The organism is Micromonospora sp. L5 (assembly GCF_000177655.2).
GTDB lineage: Bacteria > Actinomycetota > Actinomycetes > Mycobacteriales > Micromonosporaceae > Micromonospora > Micromonospora aurantiaca.
This window is the reverse complement of sequence record NC_014815.1, coordinates 1,427,119-1,445,514: the sequence shown is the minus strand read 5'-3', so window position 1 is coordinate 1,445,514 and position 18,396 is coordinate 1,427,119. Positions and strand designations below refer to the sequence as shown.

Here is an 18,396-nt window from a genome sequence, read left to right as displayed (position 1 = left end):
CCCTTGTTAACGCATTCGGTAGAGGAAGGGTCCCTTCCTGACGGGTTCCGGAAGCTGTGGGACGAGATCGCGCCGATCGGGCGCGACGAGGGCAGCAGCGGCTACCTGCGCTACGCACTGACCGAACCGGAGCTGCGGCTGCGGGAGTGGTTCCACAACCAGGCCGACGCCCGCGGGATGCCGGTTCAGCAGGACGGCAACGGCAACCTGTTCGCCTGGTGGGGCGACCCGGCCGCCGGCGATGCGGTGCTCACCGGCAGCCACTTCGACTCGGTGCCGCACGGCGGCGCGTACGACGGTCCGCTCGGCATCGTCAGCGCGTTCCTCGCCGTGGACGAGCTGCGGGCCGCGGGCGTCACCCCGGACCGGCCGGTGGTGGTGGCCGCGTTCGTGGAGGAGGAGGGCGCGCGGTTCGGCGTACCCTGCCTGGGGTCTCGGCTGCTCACCGGCGAGATCGACGTCGACCGCGCGGCCGGGCTGCGCGACCAGGCCGGGACGACCTTCGCCGAGGCGCTGGGCGAGCGGCCGGCGGGCGCCGACCGGGCGCTGCTCGGCCGCTTCGCGGCCTTCGTGGAGCTGCACGTCGAGCAGGGCCGCGCGCTGGTCGACCTGGACGCGCCGGTCGCGGTGGCCTCCGCGATCTGGCCGCACGGCCGGTGGCGGTTCGACTTCACCGGCGAGGGCAACCACGCGGGTACGACACGGATGGCCGACCGCCGCGACCCGATGCTCACCTACGCGTTCACTGTGCTGGCGGCGAACAAGGAGGCCCGGCTGCGCGACGTGCACGCCACGGTGGGCCGGGTGTCGGTCGAGCCGAACGCCACGAACGCGATCCCGTCCCGGGTCACCGGCTGGCTGGACGCGCGGGCGGCCGAGGCGGAGACGCTGTACGGTCTGGTCGAGGCGGTACGCACCAAGGCCGCCGACCGGGCCGGCCGCGACGGGACCGCGCTGACCTGCACGCAGGAGTCGGCGACCCCGCTCGTCGCGTTCGACCGCGGGCTGGCCGACCGGCTGGCCGCGCTGCTCGGCGCGCCGGTGCTGCCCACCGGCGCCGGGCACGACGCGGGCGTGCTGGCGGCGCACCTGCCCACCGCGATGCTGTTCGTGCGCAACCCGACCGGGGTGTCGCACTCCCCCGCCGAGGCGGCCACCGACGCCGACTGCGCCGCCGGGGTGGCCGCCCTGGCCCGGGTGCTGGAGGAGCTGGCATGCCGCTGACCCGCTGGCTGGCCGAGTACGCCTGGCTGCCCGATCGCGCCGAGCCCACCCGGGACGTGCTGATCGAGGCGACCGACGGGCGGCTCACCGCTGTCACCCCGCTGACCGTGGACGGTCCGCCGACCGCCGGGGTCGAGGTGCTCGGCGACGCGGTCCGGCTGCCCGGCCTGACGGTGCCCGGCCTGGCGAACGCCCACTCGCACGCGTTCCACAGGGCGCTGCGCGGGCGCACCCACGACGGGCGCGGCGACTTCTGGTCCTGGCGCAGCCTGATGTACGCCGTCGCGATCCGGCTCGACCCCGATTCCTACCTGGCGCTGGCCCGCGCCGTGTACGCGGAGATGGCGCTGGCCGGGATCACCTGCGTGGGCGAGTTCCACTACCTGCACCACGGTCCCGGCGGCACCCCGTACGACGACCCGAACGCCATGTCCGCCGCGCTCGTGGAGGCCGCCGCGCACGCCGGGATCCGGCTCACGCTGCTGGACACCGCGTACCTGGCCGGGGGCGTGGACGGTGCGCCGCTGGCCGGGCCGCAGCGCCGGTTCGGCGACGGCGACGCGCTGCGCTGGGCGGAGCGGGTGGACGCGTTCCGCCCGTCCGACGAGCACGTCCGGCTCGGCGCGGCCATCCACTCGGTGCGCGCGGTCCCGGCCGGGCAGCTCGCCACGGTGGCCGGCTGGGCCGACCGCAACGGACTGCCGCTGCATGTGCACCTGTCCGAGCAGCCGGCCGAGAACGACGCCTGCCGGGCCGTGCACGGGTGCACCCCGACGCGGCTGCTGGCCGACCACGGCGTGCTCGGCCCGCACACCACAGCCGTGCACGCCACCCACCCGACCGCCGCCGACGTGGCGCTGCTCGGCGACAGCCGTACCCGGGTCTGCGTCTGTCCCACCACCGAACGCGACCTGGCCGACGGGGTCGGCCCGGTACGCCGGATGGCCGACGCGGGCAGCCCGCTGAGTCTGGGCAGCGACAGTCACGCCGTGGTGGACCTGTTCGAGGAGGCCCGCGCGCTGGAGATGGACGAGCGACTGCGTACCCGCAGGCGGGGGCACTTCACGCCGGCCGAGCTGCTCACCGCCGCCACCGTCGGCGGGCACGCCGCGCTGGGCTGGGGCGACGCCGGCCGGCTCGCCGTCGGGCAGCGGGCCGACCTGGTCACGGTACGGCTCGACAGCGCCCGCACCGCCGGGGTGCCGCCGGTCGGCGCGTTCTTCGCCGCCACCGCCGCGGACGTGACGAGCGTCGTGGTGGACGGCCGGCCCGTGGTGGACGGCGGCCGGCACCTGACCGTGGACGTACCCACCGAGCTGCGGGACGCGATCGCGGCGGTGACCGCGAAGGAGGACTCGTGACGCGCGGCAGCCTGCTCGTCGACCACATCGGCGAGCTGGTCACCAACGACGGCCGCGACGGCGACCCGCTCGGCATCCGCCGCGACGCCGCGCTGCTCATCTCCGACGGCGAGGTGGCCTGGACCGGTCCGGCCCGGCACGCGCCGGCCGCCGACCGGCGGATCGACGCCGGTGGCGCCGCGGTGCTGCCCGGCTTCGTGGACAGCCACGCCCACCTGGTCTTCGCCGGGGACCGGGCCGCCGAGTTCGCCGCCCGGATGGCCGGCGAGCCCTACACCGGCGGCGGCATCAGGACCACAGTCGGCGCCACCCGCGCGGCCTCCGACGACGACCTGCGCGCCACAGTGGGCCGGCTGCGCGCGGAGATGCTGCGGCAGGGCACCACCACCGTCGAGATCAAGAGCGGGTACGGCCTGAACGTCGCCGACGAGGCCCGCTCACTGCGGATCGCCGCCGAGTTCACAGGCGACACCACGTTCCTCGGCGCGCACGTGGTCCCGGCCGAGTACGCCGACCGCCCGGACGACTACGTGGGCCTGGTGTGCGGGCCGATGCTCGCCGCCGCCGCGCCGTACGCCCGCTGGATCGACGTGTTCTGCGAGCGGGGCGCGTTCGACGCCGACCACGCCCGCGCGATCCTCGCCTGCGGGCAGGCCGCCGGTCTGGGCGTACGGCTGCACGCCAACCAGCTCGGTCCCGGGCCGGGCGTCCGGCTCGGCGTGGAGATGGGCGCGGCCAGCGTCGACCACTGCACCCACCTGACCGACGCCGACATCGACGCGCTGGCCGGCTCGGAGACTGTCGCCACACTGCTGCCCGGCGCCGAGTTCTCCACCCGGTCGCCGTACCCGGACGCCCGGCGGCTGCTCGACGCGGGCGTCACAGTCGCGCTCGCCACCGACTGCAACCCCGGGTCGTCGTACACGTCGTCGATGCCGTTCTGCGTCGCGCTCGCCGTACGCGAGATGCGGATGACCCCGGCGGAGGCGGTGTGGGCCGCGACCGCCGGCGGGGCGGCGGCGCTGCGCCGCACCGACGTGGGGCGGCTGACCCCCGGGGCGCGGGCCGACCTGATCGTCCTCGACGCCCCGTCCCACCTGCACCTGGCCTACCGGCCGGGCGTGCCACTGATCCGCCAGGTCCTGCACAACGGAGTACCGCGATGACCACAGTGACCATCCTGTCCACCGGCGTCACACCCGCCGACGTGCTCGCGGTGGCCCGCGGCACCGCCAAGGTCGTGCTCGACCCGGCCGCCACCGAGGCGATGGCGACCTCCCGGTCCATCGTGGACCGCATCGAGGCGGCCGGTCGCCCGGTGTACGGCGTCTCCACCGGCTTCGGTGCCCTCGCCAACACGTTCGTCGCCCCGGAGCGCCGGGCCGAGCTTCAGCACGCGCTGATCCGCTCGCACGCCGCCGGGGTGGGCGCGCCGATGCCGCGCGAGGTGGTACGCGCCATGATGCTGCTGCGGGTCCGCTCGCTGGCGCTCGGCCGCTCCGGGGTCCGTCCGCTGGTCGCCGAGGCGCTCGTGGACCTGCTCAACCACGAGGTCACCCCGTGGGTGCCCGAGCACGGCTCGCTCGGCGCGTCCGGCGACCTGGCGCCGCTGGCGCACTGCGCGCTGGTGCTGCTCGGTGAGGGCTGGGTGCTCGGCCCGGCCGGTGACCGCCTCCCGGCCGCCGACGCGCTGCGCCGGGTCGGGCTGAAGCCGGTGTCACTCGCCGCAAAGGAAGGGCTGGCGCTGATCAACGGCACCGACGGCATGCTCGGCATGCTGCTGCTCGCCGTCTCCGACGCCCGGCACCTGTTCGCCATGGCGGACGTGACGGCGGCGCTGGCCATCGAGGCGATGCTCGGCTCGGAGCGGCCGTTCCTGCCCGAGCTGCACGCGATCCGCCCGCATCCCGGTCAGGCCGCGTCGGCGGCGAACATCCACCGGCTGTTGCAGGGCTCGGCGGTGATGGACTCGCACCGCGACGACCTGGCGCACGCGGTGCAGGACGCGTACTCGATGCGCTGCGCCCCGCAGGTCGCCGGCGCGGCCCGGGACACGCTCGACTTCGTCGAGGTGGTGGCCGGCCGGGAGTTGCTGTCGGTGGTGGACAACCCGGTGGTGCTGCCGGACGGGCGGGTCGAGTCGACAGGGAACTTCCACGGCGCGCCGCTCGGCTTCGCCGCCGACTACCTCGCCATCGCCGCCGCCGAGGTGGGCGCCATCGCCGAGCGCCGGGTGGACCGGCTGCTGGACGTCACCCGTTCCCGGGAACTGCCCGCGTTCCTGTCGCCGGACGCCGGGGTGAACTCGGGCCTGATGATCGCCCAGTACACCGCCGCCGGGATCGTGGCGGAGAACCGCCGGCTGGCCGCGCCCGCCTCGGTCGACTCGCTGCCCACCAGTGGCATGCAGGAGGACCACGTCTCGATGGGCTGGGCGGCCACCAAGAAGCTGCGCACCGTGCTGGACAACCTGACCAGCCTGCTCGCGGTGGAGCTGCTGGCGGCCGTACGCGGACTCCAGCTGCGCGCGCCGCTGACGCCGTCACCGGCCGGACGGGCGGCGCTCGACACGCTCGGCCGCACCATCGGCGAGCCGGGACCGGACGTGTTCCTCGCGCCGCTGATGGAGGCCGCGCGCGAGGTGGTACGCGGCCCGGAGCTGCGCGCGGCGATCGAACGGGAGATCGGCCCGCTCGCCTGAGCGGGCCGGTCCGGCGTTCTTCGGGTGCCCGGTCGGCGCTGCGGCCGGGTGCCCGGTGGGGGCGGGTCAGACGGCGGGTGGGAGCACCTTCGCGACCAGCTTGGCCAGTTCCCGCAGCGCCTTGCCACGGTGGCTGACCGCGTCCTTCTCCTCGGGCGTCAGCTCCGCGTTGGTGCGCTCCTGCCCGTCGCCCAGGAAGATCGGGTCGTAGCCGAAGCCGCCGTCGCCGCGCGGCGCGCGCAGCAGCCGGCCGGACTGGCGGCCGTCGACCAGGTGCTCCTTGCCGCCGGGCAGCACCAGCGCGACGGTGCAGACGAACGCGGCGCCCCGGTGCTCGTCCGGCACGTCGGCGACCTGGTCCAGCACGAGCTGGAGGTTGGCCCGGTCGTCGCCGTGCCCCCCGGACCAGCGGGCGCTGAACACACCCGGCATGCCGTTGAGGGCGTCCACCGCCAACCCGGAGTCGTCGGCGATGGTCGGCAGGCCGGTACGCCGGCAGCCCTCCCGCGCCTTGATCAGCGCGTTCTCGCCGAACGTGAGGCCGGTCTCGGGCAGCTCCGGGTACTCCTCGACGTCGTCGAGGCCGAGCAGGGCGATCCGGTGCGCGCCGAGCGCGCCGTCCAGGATCCGCTGGAGTTCGACCAGCTTCTTCCGGTTCCGGGTGGCGAGCAGGACCTTGTTCATGACGAGAGCGCCTTCCGCTGCGCGTCGGCCAGTTCCAGGCAGCCCGCCACGCCCAGGTCGAGCAGCGCGTCGAGCTGGTCGCGGGCGAAGACACCCGCCTCACCGGTGCCCTGCACCTCGACGAAGTCGCCGGTGCCGGTGCAGACCACGTTCATGTCGACCTCGGCGGTGACGTCCTCGGCGTAGCAGAGGTCGAGCATCGGCTCGCCGCCGATCACGCCGACGCTCACCGCGGCCACCGATCGGTGCATCACCTTCTCCACCTTGCCGGCCAGCGCCTTGCGCTCGGCCAGCCAGGTCACCGCGTCGTGCAGCGCGACGTAGGCACCGGTGATCGCGGCGGTACGGGTGCCGCCGTCGGCCTGGAGCACGTCGCAGTCCAGCACGATCGAGTTCTCGCCGAGCGCCTTGAGATCGACGCAGGCGCGCAGGCTGCGGCCGATCAGCCGGGAGATCTCGTGGGTCCGGCCGCCGACCTTGCCGCGGACGCTCTCCCGGTCCGAGCGGGTGTTCGTGGCACGGGGCAGCATCGCGTACTCGGCGGTCACCCAGCCCAGCCCGGAGCCCTTGCGCCAGCGGGGCACGCCTTCGGTGACGCTCGCCGTGCAGAGGACCCGGGTCGCGCCGAACTCGACGAGCACCGAGCCCTCCGGGTGGGTGCTCCAGCCCCGGGTCAGGGTCACCGGTCGGAGTTGGTCGGGTTGCCGCCCGTCAGGTCGCGCCATGCCTGCACCCTATGCGGTGCGGTGATCGCACCGCCCGCGGGTGCCCGCCGAACGACAGGGCCGCCGCCGGGCTCAGACCTCGTAGCAGGCGCCGGGCCGGACCACGTCCAGCGGCCCGGCGTACGCCCCGGCCGCCGCCTCCACCGTCTGCGACTCGCTGCCCCAGGCGGGCACAAGATGGGTGAGCAGGAGCCGTCCCACCCCCGCCTTGGTGGCCGCCTCGCCGGCTTCCCTGCCGGTCAGGTGCAGATCCGGCGGGTTCTCCACGCCGTCCATGTAGCTCGCCTCACAGAGGAACACGTCGGCGTCCTGGGCCAGGCGCAGCAGCGCCTCACAGGGCGCCGTGTCGGCGGAGTAGCAGAACACCCGGCCGCCGTGCTCCAGCCGCACCCCGTACGTCTCCACCGGGTGGTTCATCCGGTCGACCGTGACGGTGAACGGGCCGATCGGAAACGTGCCCGGCTGGAGGCCGTAGAACTGGTAGACGTCCTCCACCGAGCCCTCCTCCTGCCCGTACGCGGTGGCCAGCCGGTCGGGCGCGCCGGAGGGGGCGTACATCGGCAGGGGCGGGTACGGCCCGTCCGGAGCGTACCGGCGTACCACCACGTAGGACACGGCGTCGAACATGTGGTCGCAGTGCAGGTGGGTGAGGAGGATGGCGTCGGGGGCGTGCAGCCCGACGTAGCGCTGGAGCGTGGAGAGCGAGCCCACGCCGAAGTCGATCAGAAGCCGGAAGCCCTCGGCTTCCATGAGATAGGCCGAACAGGGCGATTCGGGCCCCGGGAAGCTGCCCGCGCAGCCGAGGACGGTCAGTCTCATCCGGTGGCCTCGATCTCACCATGAGTAGTCGATGCGCCGGCGGCGGCTCCGCCGATGATCTCTACCGACGCGCTCGCCACGCTGCGCAGCCTACGCGTCGCCCCGGTCGAGCAAGAATCATCTGCCGGAAGTTGTCATCAACGTGACACCCATACACGTCCGCTCCGGACGAGACCGGCGGTCCGGCCGGCGGGCACGCCACCGACCGGACCGGCCATCGGTCCGTCAGGCCCAGAGCTGACCCTCCAGGGCCTCCTCCGCGTCGGCGAGGGTGCCGCCGTACGCGCCGGTCGACAGGTATTTCCAGCCGCCGTCGCAGACCACGAACGCCACGTCCGCGCGGCGGCCGTCGCGGACCGCCTCGTGCGCCACCGCGAGCGCGGCGTGCAGGATGGCCCCGGTGGAGAACCCGGCGAAGATGCCCTCCACCTCGACGAGCTGCCGGGTACGCAGCACCGCGTCCCGGGTGCCCACGGAGAAGCGGCGGGACAGCACCCCGGCGTCGTACAGCTCGGGCACGTAGCCCTCGTCGATGTTGCGCAGACCGTAGACCAGCTCGCCGTAGCGCGGCTCGGCCGCCACGATCTGGATGCCCTCGACCTTCTCCCGCAGGTAGCGCCCGGTGCCCATGAGCGTTCCCGTGGTGCCCAGCCCGGCCACGAAGTGGGTGATGCCCGGCAGATCCTGGAGCAGCTCCGGCCCCGTCGTCTCGTAGTGCGCCCGGGCGTTCGCCTCGTTGCCGTACTGGTAGAGCATCACCCAGTCCGGGTGCTCGGCGGAGATCTGCTTCGCGGTCGCGACCGCCTGGTTCGAGCCGCCGGCCGCCGGCGAGAAGATGATCTCCGCGCCGTACATGCGGAGCAGTTGCACCCGCTCGGTGGAGACGTTCTCCGGCATCACGCAGACCAGCCGGTAGCCGCGCAGCTTCGCCACCATGGCCAGCGAGATGCCGGTGTTGCCGCTTGTCGGCTCCAGGATCGTGTCACCCGGACGCAGCCGGCCGGACTCCTCGGCCGCGCGCACCATGAACAGGGCCGCGCGGTCCTTGATGCTGCCGGTCGGGTTCCGGTCCTCCAGCTTGGCCCAGAGCCGCACCGGCGGCGCCCCGGCCGGGACCGTCGGCGAGAGCCGGGGCAACCCGACCAGCGGGGTGCCGCCGCAGGCGTCGAGCAGGCTGTCGTACCGCGCCATCGCGGACCCCTCAGCGGGCGGCGCGCGTGGAGACCGCGTGCGAGGCGATCGCCGCGGCGGCCGCGAAGCCGAACGCGCCGCCGGCGACGGCCGGCAGGATGGTCACGCTGTCGCCGTCGTTGAGCTTGGCGTCGAGCGCGCCGAGGAAGCGGACGTCCTCGTCGTTGACGTAGACGTTGACGAACCGGTGCAGCACGCCCGCCTCGGTGACCAGGCGGGCCTTCAGGCCGCCGTGCCGGGAGTCCAGGTCGGCGATCAGGTCGGCGAGCGTGTCGCCGCTGCCCTCGACGACCTTCGCGCCGCCGGTGTAGCTGCGCAGGATGGTGGGGATGCGAACCTCGATGGCCATGGTGTCTCGTGCTCCTCGTTCGGGATCGTGCCAGGTGACGGGAAAAGGAAGGTGCCGGCGCTGAAGGTCAGCGGTCGGAACACTCGTAGTCGACCGTCGCCGGGCTCTGCCCGAACATGTAGGACTGGACGGCGTTCGGGTCCACGGCGGCATCCACGATCTCCACCGGTTCCTCGGTGACCACGCCGTCGACGATCCGGAAGGAGCGGATCTCCTCGGTGTCGGGCTCGCGGGTCGAGACGAGCAGGTAGTGCGCGCCCGGCTCGCCGGCGAAGGAGACGTCCGTACGCGACGGGTAGGCCTCCGTCGCGGTGTGCGAGTGGTAGATGACGACCGGTTCCTCGTCGCGGTCGTCCATCTCGCGCCACACCCGCAACTGCTCCATCGAGTCGAACTCGTAGAACGTCATGGAGCGGGCGGCGTTGTCCATCGGGATGTGCCGGGTCGGGGTGTCGCTGCCGACGGGACCGGCGACCACGCCGCACGCCTCGTCCGGGTGGTCCCGACGCGCGTGGGCGACGATCGCGTCGATGATCGACCGGTCGATGCTCAGCACGCCGCCAAGCCTAGCGCCTGGCCGGCCCGGGCGGCGAGGTGGCGACCGTCACCACTCAGTCGATCAGCGCGTTGAGCAGGGACTCCTGGAGATATCCGAGATAGGCGTAGACCGACAGTTGGAACACCCGGGACGAACCCGGGTCCGCGGCCACCGCGTCGTCGAGTTCCTCGCCCAGGTCGGTGCCGTCCTTGATCTCCAGGCGTACGCCCATCGCCAGCCGGGCGTCGTTCAGCGCCCGCAGCCACGCCTCGGCCGCCTCCGCGTCCAGCCGCACCTCGCCGCCGGCGTCACCGTCGGGCAGCGCGGCGAGGACGGCGCCCGCCTGGTCGATCTTGCCGGTCTTCAGGTCGCCCTCGGTGTAGCGGCGGAACTCGGCGGTGCCGGCGTCGTCGTCCGGGTAGACGTCGGGGAAGAGCCGCCCGACCACCGGGTCACCGTGGTCGAAGCCGTCGGTCAGCAGGCCGACCACCTCGTTGGCGACCTTGCGCAGCACCCGGACCTCGTCGACCGCGAACGTGGCCACGTAGTGGTCGCCCCGGCGGCGGAACATGCTCATGACCGGTCCACCGTCGCCCAGAGCCCGTACGCGTGCAGTTGCGCCGCGTCGTGCTCCATCCGCTCCCGCGCGCCGCTGGAGACCACGGCCTTGCCCTTGTGGTGCACGTCCAGCATGAGCCGCTCCGCCTTCTCCCGGCTGTACCCGAAGAGCTTCTGGAACACCCAGGTCACATACGTCATCAGGTTGACCGGATCGTCCCAGACGATGGTCACCCATGGCCGGTCGGAGACCGGCACCTCTTCGGTGTCCGGCGTCTCGACCGGCGCAACCTGTGGAGCCGCCATGCCCCCCATCGTGCCACCGGATCCGGGGAACCGATGAACCGGAACGGCGCGCGGGTCGTCGTCACCCGCCCGGGCCGCGTACGCGAGCCCGGGTCGCCGTGTGCCGGCGGCGTGGTCAGGCAAGCAGGATGCCGTGGTCGACCGCATCGGCGAGCACCGCGCCCAGCGAGAGACGGATCACCTCGAAGCGGCGGGACACCTCGCGGGACAGTTCGAGTTCGACCTCGCGCAGCGCGCGCTGGGCCCAGGAACGGGCGGCGTTCGGGTCGTTGTTGCCGGGCGCCCGCCAGTGCTGCCAGCAGCCGCCGTTGAGGGCGACACCGACCGGCGGGAGCACCTCGTCACGCTGCGCGCCGGGCAGCCCGGCCAGCGCGTCCAGGGCGCCCGCGCCGGTCAGCCCGGCGACCCCGGCCGTGCTGGTCACCAGGAGCACCCGGTCCAGCTCGGGGCCGTCCGGGTGGTCGGCCAGGCCCCAGCGCACCGCGTGGGTGATCCGCCGGCGTACGCCCTCGGCCAGCGGCGCGCCGAACACCCGGGCGGCGGCCTCGTCGACCAGGCCGCGCACGGCCTCGTCGCACTGGGCGGTGGCGAGCAGCGACAGCGCCTCCAGCTCCCGGTCGAGCATCTGCGGCAGGCCGGCGCAGCCGACCCCGAAGACGATCTCCTGCACCACCCGCAGGTGGATGTTGGCCAGTTCCAGGGCGAGGTGCTGGCGGATCCGGCGGGCGCAGGCGCGGGCCTGGCGGTCGATCCGGTCGGCCAGCTCACCCGGCTCGACACCGGCGAGCACCGGCACCCGGCCGTGCGCGCCGGCCGGCACCGGCGGGCGGGCGCTGCCGCGACGCAGCACCTCGTCGGCCGCCCAGCCGACCAGCGCCCGGCGCAGCTGCGGCAGCTCGGCGCGGCGGGCCGGGAACCACCGGGCCGGGGTGAGCGCCGGCACCGCGGCCAGCAGCGCCGCGCGGTGCGCCTCGATCGAGACCGACACCGGGTCGAGCCGCCGGGTGGGCCCGGTCCGGCCGGGTGCCGCCCGGTCCTGGGCCTGTGTGCCGTCGCCCGGCGTCGCCGGGCCGGTCACGCCGGGCGTGACGGCGAAGAACACCTCGACCGGGGTACGCGCCACCTCGGCGAGCAGGTGCAGCTCGGCCGCGCTGAACGCCTGGTCGGCGGAGATCACGAAGAGCAGCGCGCCGGCCCGGCCGACGGCGTCGCGCAGCACCCGGCCGCCTGCGACGCCGAGCGTGCCGGTATCAGGCGTGTCGACCACCGCGAAGTGCCGCAGCAGCGGATCGGGCAGGCTCAGTTCGACCCGGCGCGGCGGCCGGGCCAGTGCCGGGCCGGCGGCGAGCGGGTCGGCGCCGTAGGCGTGCGGCTGGCGGTAGCCCGGGACGTACGCGGCGCGGGTGGCGGTGGCGGCGTGCTGGACCAGCAGGTTGCTTCCCGGCGGTACGGCGAGCGTCGCGGCCTCGACCCCGAGCAGGCCGGCGATCAGCTCGCGCCGGTTCGCGCCGGCCGGACCGGCGACGACCACCGCCATCGGCTCGTCCGGGCCGGGCGCGGTCACCCCGAGCCGGGTCGGCAGCGGGGCACATCCGGGGGGCTCGGCCTGCCGGCGTGGGTCGGGCACGTCGACCGAAGGGAGCGGACCTGGCGTCATCAGGCGGGCCTCCCGGTCGGGCGACCGGGGTACCGGTCGCGGATTCTCCCTGGTTGCAGGGACTGCCGGAAGAGTACGGGTGTCGGCCATCCGACAACCAACACATCCGGTACTCACGGGTAATGAACAGATTACTCAACTTCACTGCGTGACGGTGCGTACGCGGACGGAACACGGTCGATATGCTGCATCGATGAGTAGGTGGGAGTTCGTCGGCCGTACTGATGAACTCAACCGTCTGTTGTCGGCGGTCGGTGGCCCGGAGGGGCGCGGGTTGCTCTTCAGCGGCGACGCCGGGGTCGGCAAGAGCCGGCTGCTGCGCGAGGGGGTGGCCGCGCTCTCCCCCGAGCGGTACGCGATCTGGTCCATCGCGGCCAGCGCCACCACAGCCGCGTTGCCGTTCGGCGGGCTGGTCCAGGTGCTGCCCGCCTCGCAGCCGCAGGGCCTGTCCCCCGCCGGGATCCTGCGCTGGGCCGTGGACGTGCTCCAGGAACAGGCCGCCGGGCGGCCCATCGTGCTCGCCATCGACGACGCGCATCTGCTCGACCCGCCCTCGGCGGCGCTCGTGCACCTGGTCGCCCGCTCGGAGAACGCGTACGTCATCGGGACGCTGCGCAACGGCGAGCAGGTCCCGCTGCCGATCCGCGCACTCTGGACCGACGACCTGGCCGACCTGGTCGAACTGCGCCCGCTGTGCCGCAGCGAGACCACCGGGCTGCTCGCCGCCATCCTGGGCGGCCCGGTCGACGCCGGCTCCTCCGACCGGCTGTTCCAGCTCTCCGCCGGCAACCCGCTGCTGCTGCGGGAGCTGGTGCTGGCCGCCGACGACGAGCTGAACCGCAGGTACGGCATCTGGACCTGGACCGGGCGGCTGGAGCTGGCGCCCAGCCTCACCGAACTGATCGACACCCGGATCGGCCAGCTCACCCCCGGCGTCCGGGCGGTCGTCGAACTGGTCGCCTTCGGCGAGCCGCTGGGCCTGCAACTGCTGGAACGCGCGGCCGACCCGGCGGACGTGGAGACGGCCGAGGAACGCGGGCTCATCGCGCTGGTCCACGACGACCGGCGGCTCAACGTCCGCCTGGCGCACCCGCTCTACGGCGAGGTGATGCGCCGCCACTGCCCGGTCAGCCGCACCCGCCGGCTCCAGGCCACCCTCGCCGGACTGCTGGAACAGGTCGGCAAGCGCCGCCGGGAGGACCTGCTGCGCGTCGCGGTGTGGCGACTCGACTCGGGTACGGCGCAGGACGTGGCCCTGCTGCTCGAAGCGGCGGTGCAGGCGTTCGGCCGGTACGACGTGCCGCTGGCCACGCGGCTGGCCCGGGCCGCGCTGGAAGCCGGCGGCGGCACTGACGCGGCGGAGCTGCTCGCCACCATCCTCATGTTCGGCGATCGGCCGGACGAGGCGATCGGCGTGCTCGACCAGGTCGCCGGTGAGATCCACGACGACCGGCGGCGCAGCCGGTGGCTGACCGTCCGGGGCATGGTCAGCTACTGGGGGCTCAACCGTGAGTCCACCGTGGAGGAGATCGCCGCGCGCGGCGAGGAGCTGAGCGACCCCGCCGACCGGGCCCGCGTACGCGCGTTCGAGGCCACCATGCGGCTGCACCGGCTCGACGTCGACGTCGCGGTACGGCTGGCCCAGGAGGTGCTGGACCGGCCCGCCGCCCCGATGGCCGCCCGGGAGCTGGCCCGCTGCACGCTCGCCCACCTCCAGGCGGCGCAGGGGCAATACCAGCTCAGCGCCACAGCGATCGCCCGCGTGCAGGCCGAGGCGGCGTGCTGGCGGGGCGACATGCCCTACCTCCAGCTCGCCATGGAACTGGCCCGGGGCACCCGGCTGACGCTCTCCGGCGACCTGCCCGGCATCGACGCGATCGTCGCCGACGAGTTCGCCGACCTGGCCGGAGCCGGCGACTTCCGGCTCGGCACCGGCTACCTGGCCATCCTCCAGGCGTACGCGGCGCGGCTGCGCGGGCGCGGCGACGAGGCGCTGCGGACCAGCCTGGAGGCGTGCGCGGTGCTCGCCACCAGCCGGGTGTACGCGGGCCTCGCGCACGCCGAGCGCGCCCAGGCCGCCGCGCTGCGCGGGGACGTGACGCACGCGGCCGACGCGATGGCCGAGGCGGACCGGACGCACGCGCCCGGCATGGCCGTGCTCTACCCGTGGCTGGAGCAGGCCCGGGGCGCGGTCCAGGCCGCCACCGGTGACCTGCCGGCGGCCACCAAGCACCTGTGTGCGCTCGCCGACCGGCTGCGCGAGGACGGCCTGGCCGGGCACGAGCTGCTCGTCCTGCTCGACCTGGTCCGGCTGGACCAGGCCGCCGCGCCGGTCGGCCCGACCTGCACCGACGGTGGCCGGCGCACCGTGGCGCAACGCCTGGCCGAACTCTCCGAGCAGGTCGACGGCGTGCTGCCGCCGCTGGTCGCCCGGTTCGGCCGGGCCGCCGTCGACGGCTCACCGGACGCGCTGCTGGCCGTCGCCGACGGCTTCGCCGACCGGGAGCTGATCGTGTACGCGGCCGAGGCGACCGCCCTGGCCCTGCACCGGACGCGACACGTCCGGGCCGGCGCCACCGGGCCGATCCGGGAACGCCTCGCCGACCTGCTGCGCCGCTGCGACGAGATCTCCACCCCGGCGCTGCGGCTGCTGCGCCCGACGCTCAGCGAGCGGGAATGGGAGATCGCCCGCCTCGCGGCCGACGGCGTGACCAGCCGCGCCATCGCCGAGCGGCTGTACCTGTCCACGCGCACGGTGGAGAACCACCTCCAGCGCGTCTACAGCAAGCTCGGCGTCGCCGGGCGCGGCGAGTTGCGGGCCGCACTGCGGTCGATGCCGGGGCACGACGGCGCGGAGCCGGGCTGAACTCTAGGCTGGGGCGGTGAGCACCCTTCGCCCCGCGCTGCTGACCGACCACTACGAGCTGACCATGGTCAGCGCGGCCCTGCGTGACGGCACGGCCGACCGACGCTGCGTCTTCGAGGTGTTCAGCCGGCGGCTGCCGGCCGGGCGCCGGTACGGCGTGGTCGCCGGGACCGGCCGGCTGATCGAGATGATCCGCGACTTCCGGTTCGACCCGGCGGAGATCGACTTCCTGCGCCGTACCGGAGTGGTGGACGACCGGGCCGCGCAGTGGCTGACCGACTACCGGTTCACCGGCGACATCGACGGCTACGCCGAGGGCGAGCTGTTCTTCCCCGGCTCTCCGATCCTCACCGTGTCCGGCACGTTCGCCGAGTGCGTGGTGCTGGAGACGCTGGTGCTGTCGGTGCTCAACCACGACTGCGCCATCGCCGCCGCCGCGGCCCGGATGGTCACCGCGGCCCGGGGCCGGGCGCTGATCGAGATGGGCTCCCGGCGGGCGCACGAGGAGGCCGCCGTCGCGGCGGCGCGGGCCGCGTACCTGGCCGGGTTCCGGTTCACCTCCAACCTGGCCGCCGGGCAGCGCTACGGCATCCCCACCGCGGGCACCGCCGCGCACGCCTTCACGCTGCTGCACGACGACGAGCGGGCCGCGTTCGCCTCCCAGGTCGCCACGCTGGGCAAGGACACCACGCTGCTCGTCGACACGTACGACATCGCCCAGGGCATCCGCAACGCGATCGCGGTGGCCGGGCCCGAGCTGCGCGCGGTCCGGATCGACTCCGGCGACCTCGCGGTGATCGCCCAGCAGTCCCGCGAGCTGCTCGACTCGCTCGGCGCCACCGAGACAAAGATCATCGTCTCCGGCGACCTCGACGAGTACGCCATCGCCGCGCTCGCCGCCGAACCGGTGGACATGTACGGTGCCGGCACCGCAGTGGTGACCGGCTCCGGTGCGCCCACCGCCGGCCTGGTCTACAAGCTGGTCGAGGTGGAGGGGCGGCCGGTGGTCAAACGCTCCGAGCACAAGGCCACCATCGGCGGCCGGAAGGTCGCGGTCCGCCGGCACAAGCCGACCGGCACCGCCACCGAGGAGGTCATCGTGCCGCAGGGCGTACCGGACCGGCAGCCCAACGACCGGCTGCTCCAGCACTCGTACGTGGTGTCGGGCGAACCGGAGACCCTGCCCACGCTGGAGGAGTCCCGGGACCACCTGCGCCAGTGCCTGATCTCGATCCCGTGGGAGGGGCTCAAGCTCTCCGCCGGGGATCCCGCCGTACCGGTGACCGTCGTACCCGCGAGCTGAGGAGGAACCCGTCAGATGGCGAACGCCCTGATCATCGTGGACGTGCAGAACGACTTCTGCGAGGGCGGCTCCCTCGCGGTCGGTGGCGGAGCCGGCGTGGCCGCCGGCATCTCCCGGCTGCTGGCCGCCGAGCCGGACCGGTGGGACCACGTGGTCGCGACCAAGGACTACCACGTCGACCCGGGCGCGCACTTCGGCGACCCGCCGGACTACGTCGACTCCTGGCCCCGGCACTGCGTGGTCGGCACCTCCGGTTCCGAGTTCCACCCCGAGCTGGTGACCGACCGGGTGGAGGTGATCTTCCACAAGGGCGAGCACGCGGCCGCGTACTCCGGTTTCGAGGGGCACGGCCCCGACGGCGAGTGCCTGGCCGACTGGCTGCGCCGCCACGGCGTGGACCGGGTCGACGTGGTCGGCATCGCCACCGACCACTGCGTGCGCGCGACCGCCCTGGACGCCGCCCGGGAGGGCTTCCGGACCACTGTGCTGCTGGACCTGACCGCCGCTGTCGCGCCGGACACGCTCGACGTGGCGCTGCGGGCGCTCGACGGCGCCGGGGTGACAATGGTGGGCGAGCCTGTGATCACTGCCGCTTGACCGGGTAATCGCTTGCGGGTGTCGTACCCCGGCCCCAGGATGGCGCCGGAGGTACGGACCGTCGTGAACCTGAAGCCTTACCGGGAGGCGCTCGCCCTACCCGGTCTCCGATCGTTGCTGCTGGTGTCGGTGCTGGCCCGTGTGCCGCTGACCGCCACCGGGGTGACGCTCACCTTCTACGTGGTGCTCGACCTGGGCCGCGGCTACGGCGCCGCCGGCCTGGTCGGCGCCGCGTCGACGGTCGGCGCGGCGGTCGGCGCCCCGCTGCTCGGGCGGCTCATCGACCGCCGTGGGCTCCGCCCGGTGCTGGTGCTCACCACCGTCGCCGAGGCGCTGTTCTGGTCCGCCGCGCCCACGCTGCCGTACCCGGTGCTCCTACCGGCCGCGTTCTTCGCCGGGCTGCTCGCACTGCCGATCTTCTCGATGGTCCGCCAGTCGATCGCCGCGCTGGTGCCGGTGGAGAAGCGCCGCCCCGCGTACGCGCTGGACTCGATGGCCGTGGAGTTGTCGTTCATGGTCGGCCCGGCCCTCGCCGTGGCACTGGCCACCGCCGTCACGCCGCGCCTGACGCTCTGGGCGGTCGGCGCCGGGATCGTCGCCTCCGGCATCTGCTTCTGGCTGCTCGACCCGCCGATCCGGGCCGCCGACGAGCCGGCCGGGCCCCCGCGCCCGGTGCACCGCCGCGAGTGGCTCACCCCGCGCCTGCTCGCCGTCCTGGCGGTCAGCCTCGCCGCCACGCTGGTGCTCGGCGGCACCGACGTCGCGGTGGTAGCCGTGCTCCGGTCCGGTGGCGAGGTCGGCTGGACCGGCGCCGTGCTGGCCGCCTGGGCGGTCGCCTCGCTGGCAGGTGGCTTCGCCTACGGCGCGGTACGCCGCTCCTTCTCCCCGCTGGCGCTGATGGCCGCGCTGAGCCTCACCACCATCCCGGTCGGGCTGGGCGGGTCGCACTGGTGGCTGCTCTGCCTGGCGCTGATCCCGGCCGGTGCGCTCTGCGCCCCCACCATCGCGTCCACCTCCGACGCGGTCAGCCGGCTGGCCCCACCCTCCGTCCGAGGGCTGGCCATGGGCCTGCACGGCTCCGCCGTGACGGTCGGCATCGCGCTCGGCGCGCCGCTGGCCGGCGCGGTGATCGACGCCTCCGCGCCCGCGTGGGGCTTCGTGGTCACCGGCGCGATCGGCGCGCTGGTGGCGCTGGCGGTGCTCCCGATCGAGCTGCGCCACCGCCGCACTCAACTCCTCACCCCGACCCCGGACCCCGACGTGGCCCTGGCTTCCCGCTAGCCCTCGGCCCCCGCTCACGCCTTCCGCCCACCCCACCCCGCGTGATCAGGGAGTTCGTGTCTCCCCGAGGCGTGGCCGAAGCCAGTACGGGGAAGTGGCTGCATCCACGCACCCCGGACACCACCACTCCCCCGACCTGGTGCCGCACCCCGCCCCACCCCGGCGAACGGGCGGGGACGGGCGGGAGGGAAAAGGGCGGGCGCCGCACCCCCTGAGGGGTGCGGCGCCCGGCCTTG

At 74.2% G+C, this 18,396-nt stretch carries 17 protein-coding genes; 8 read left to right on the top strand and 9 right to left on the bottom strand.

The window, feature by feature from the left end:
- Positions 1 to 3: 3 nt before the first annotated feature.
- From ML5_RS07165 to hutH, 4 genes are read left to right on the top strand one after another with little or no spacing between them, the layout of a single operon-like run.
- Entirely contained in the window at positions 4 to 1,224 is a 1,221-nt protein-coding gene (locus ML5_RS07165; protein ID WP_013474238.1) for an allantoate amidohydrolase, read from the top strand.
- Positions 1,221 to 2,585 (top strand): formimidoylglutamate deiminase, encoded by a 1,365-nt coding sequence (locus ML5_RS07160; protein ID WP_041784455.1) that lies wholly within the window; start codon positions 1,221 to 1,223, stop codon positions 2,583 to 2,585. Before ML5_RS07165 ends, ML5_RS07160 begins: the two co-directional genes overlap by 4 nt.
- Positions 2,582 to 3,751: an imidazolonepropionase gene (gene hutI / locus ML5_RS07155; protein WP_013474236.1), complete on the top strand. Its 1,170-nt coding sequence runs from the start codon at positions 2,582 to 2,584 to the stop codon at positions 3,749 to 3,751. Before ML5_RS07160 ends, hutI begins: the two co-directional genes overlap by 4 nt.
- The gene (gene hutH / locus ML5_RS07150; RefSeq protein ID WP_013474235.1) at positions 3,748 to 5,286 is read left to right on the top strand and encodes a histidine ammonia-lyase; all 1,539 of its coding nucleotides are present in this window, start codon (positions 3,748 to 3,750) and stop codon (positions 5,284 to 5,286) included. The genes hutI and hutH overlap by 4 nt, the downstream gene beginning before the upstream one ends.
- Before the next feature lie 66 nt (positions 5,287 to 5,352).
- On the opposite strand, the gene rdgB is transcribed toward hutH, so the two are convergent.
- The 9 genes from rdgB to ML5_RS07105 form a co-directional block, all read right to left on the bottom strand.
- Entirely contained in the window at positions 5,353 to 5,970 is a 618-nt protein-coding gene (rdgB, locus tag ML5_RS07145) for an RdgB/HAM1 family non-canonical purine NTP pyrophosphatase (protein WP_013474234.1), read from the bottom strand.
- Entirely contained in the window at positions 5,967 to 6,695 is a 729-nt protein-coding gene (rph, locus tag ML5_RS07140) for a ribonuclease PH (RefSeq protein WP_013284361.1), read from the bottom strand. The genes rdgB and rph overlap by 4 nt, the downstream gene beginning before the upstream one ends.
- A gap of 72 nt (positions 6,696 to 6,767) precedes the next feature.
- The gene (locus ML5_RS07135; RefSeq protein WP_013284360.1) at positions 6,768 to 7,514 is read right to left on the bottom strand and encodes an MBL fold metallo-hydrolase; all 747 of its coding nucleotides are present in this window, start codon (positions 7,512 to 7,514) and stop codon (positions 6,768 to 6,770) included.
- A 225-nt stretch (positions 7,515 to 7,739) separates the two neighbouring features.
- A complete protein-coding gene (locus ML5_RS07130; RefSeq protein ID WP_013284359.1) occupies positions 7,740 to 8,705 on the bottom strand; it encodes a PLP-dependent cysteine synthase family protein in 966 nt (321 codons plus the stop codon).
- A gap of 10 nt (positions 8,706 to 8,715) precedes the next feature.
- Positions 8,716 to 9,054, bottom strand: coding sequence for a MoaD family protein (locus ML5_RS07125; protein ID WP_013284358.1), 339 nt, complete (start codon positions 9,052 to 9,054; stop codon positions 8,716 to 8,718).
- A 67-nt stretch (positions 9,055 to 9,121) separates the two neighbouring features.
- Entirely contained in the window at positions 9,122 to 9,610 is a 489-nt protein-coding gene (locus ML5_RS07120; RefSeq protein WP_013284357.1) for a Mov34/MPN/PAD-1 family protein, read from the bottom strand.
- 55 nt (positions 9,611 to 9,665) lie between these two features.
- Complete coding sequence (locus ML5_RS07115) at positions 9,666 to 10,169, bottom strand: DUF2017 domain-containing protein (RefSeq protein ID WP_013284356.1); 504 nt, start codon at positions 10,167 to 10,169, stop codon at positions 9,666 to 9,668.
- Positions 10,166 to 10,456 carry an ATP-dependent Clp protease adapter ClpS gene (gene clpS / locus ML5_RS07110; RefSeq protein WP_018786685.1) on the bottom strand — a complete coding sequence of 97 codons (291 nt, stop codon included), beginning with the start codon at positions 10,454 to 10,456 and terminating at the stop codon, positions 10,166 to 10,168. Before clpS ends, ML5_RS07115 begins: the two co-directional genes overlap by 4 nt.
- A 115-nt stretch (positions 10,457 to 10,571) precedes the next feature.
- Entirely contained in the window at positions 10,572 to 12,113 is a 1,542-nt protein-coding gene (locus ML5_RS07105; protein WP_013474233.1) for a hypothetical protein, read from the bottom strand.
- A 193-nt stretch (positions 12,114 to 12,306) separates the two neighbouring features.
- Between ML5_RS07105 and ML5_RS07100 the strand changes: the two genes are divergently transcribed.
- The 4 genes from ML5_RS07100 to ML5_RS07085 are packed head-to-tail and all read left to right on the top strand — an operon-like array spanning position 12,307 to position 18,160.
- Positions 12,307 to 14,979: a LuxR C-terminal-related transcriptional regulator gene (locus tag ML5_RS07100; protein WP_013474232.1), complete on the top strand. Its 2,673-nt coding sequence runs from the start codon at positions 12,307 to 12,309 to the stop codon at positions 14,977 to 14,979.
- A 16-nt stretch (positions 14,980 to 14,995) separates the two neighbouring features.
- Positions 14,996 to 16,282, top strand: coding sequence for a nicotinate phosphoribosyltransferase (locus ML5_RS07095; RefSeq protein ID WP_013474231.1), 1,287 nt, complete (start codon positions 14,996 to 14,998; stop codon positions 16,280 to 16,282).
- A gap of 15 nt (positions 16,283 to 16,297) precedes the next feature.
- The gene (locus ML5_RS07090; RefSeq protein ID WP_013474230.1) at positions 16,298 to 16,879 is read left to right on the top strand and encodes an isochorismatase family protein; all 582 of its coding nucleotides are present in this window, start codon (positions 16,298 to 16,300) and stop codon (positions 16,877 to 16,879) included.
- 39 nt (positions 16,880 to 16,918) lie between these two features.
- A complete protein-coding gene (locus tag ML5_RS07085) occupies positions 16,919 to 18,160 on the top strand; it encodes an MFS transporter (protein WP_013474229.1) in 1,242 nt (413 codons plus the stop codon).
- Positions 18,161 to 18,396 lie beyond the last annotated feature (236 nt).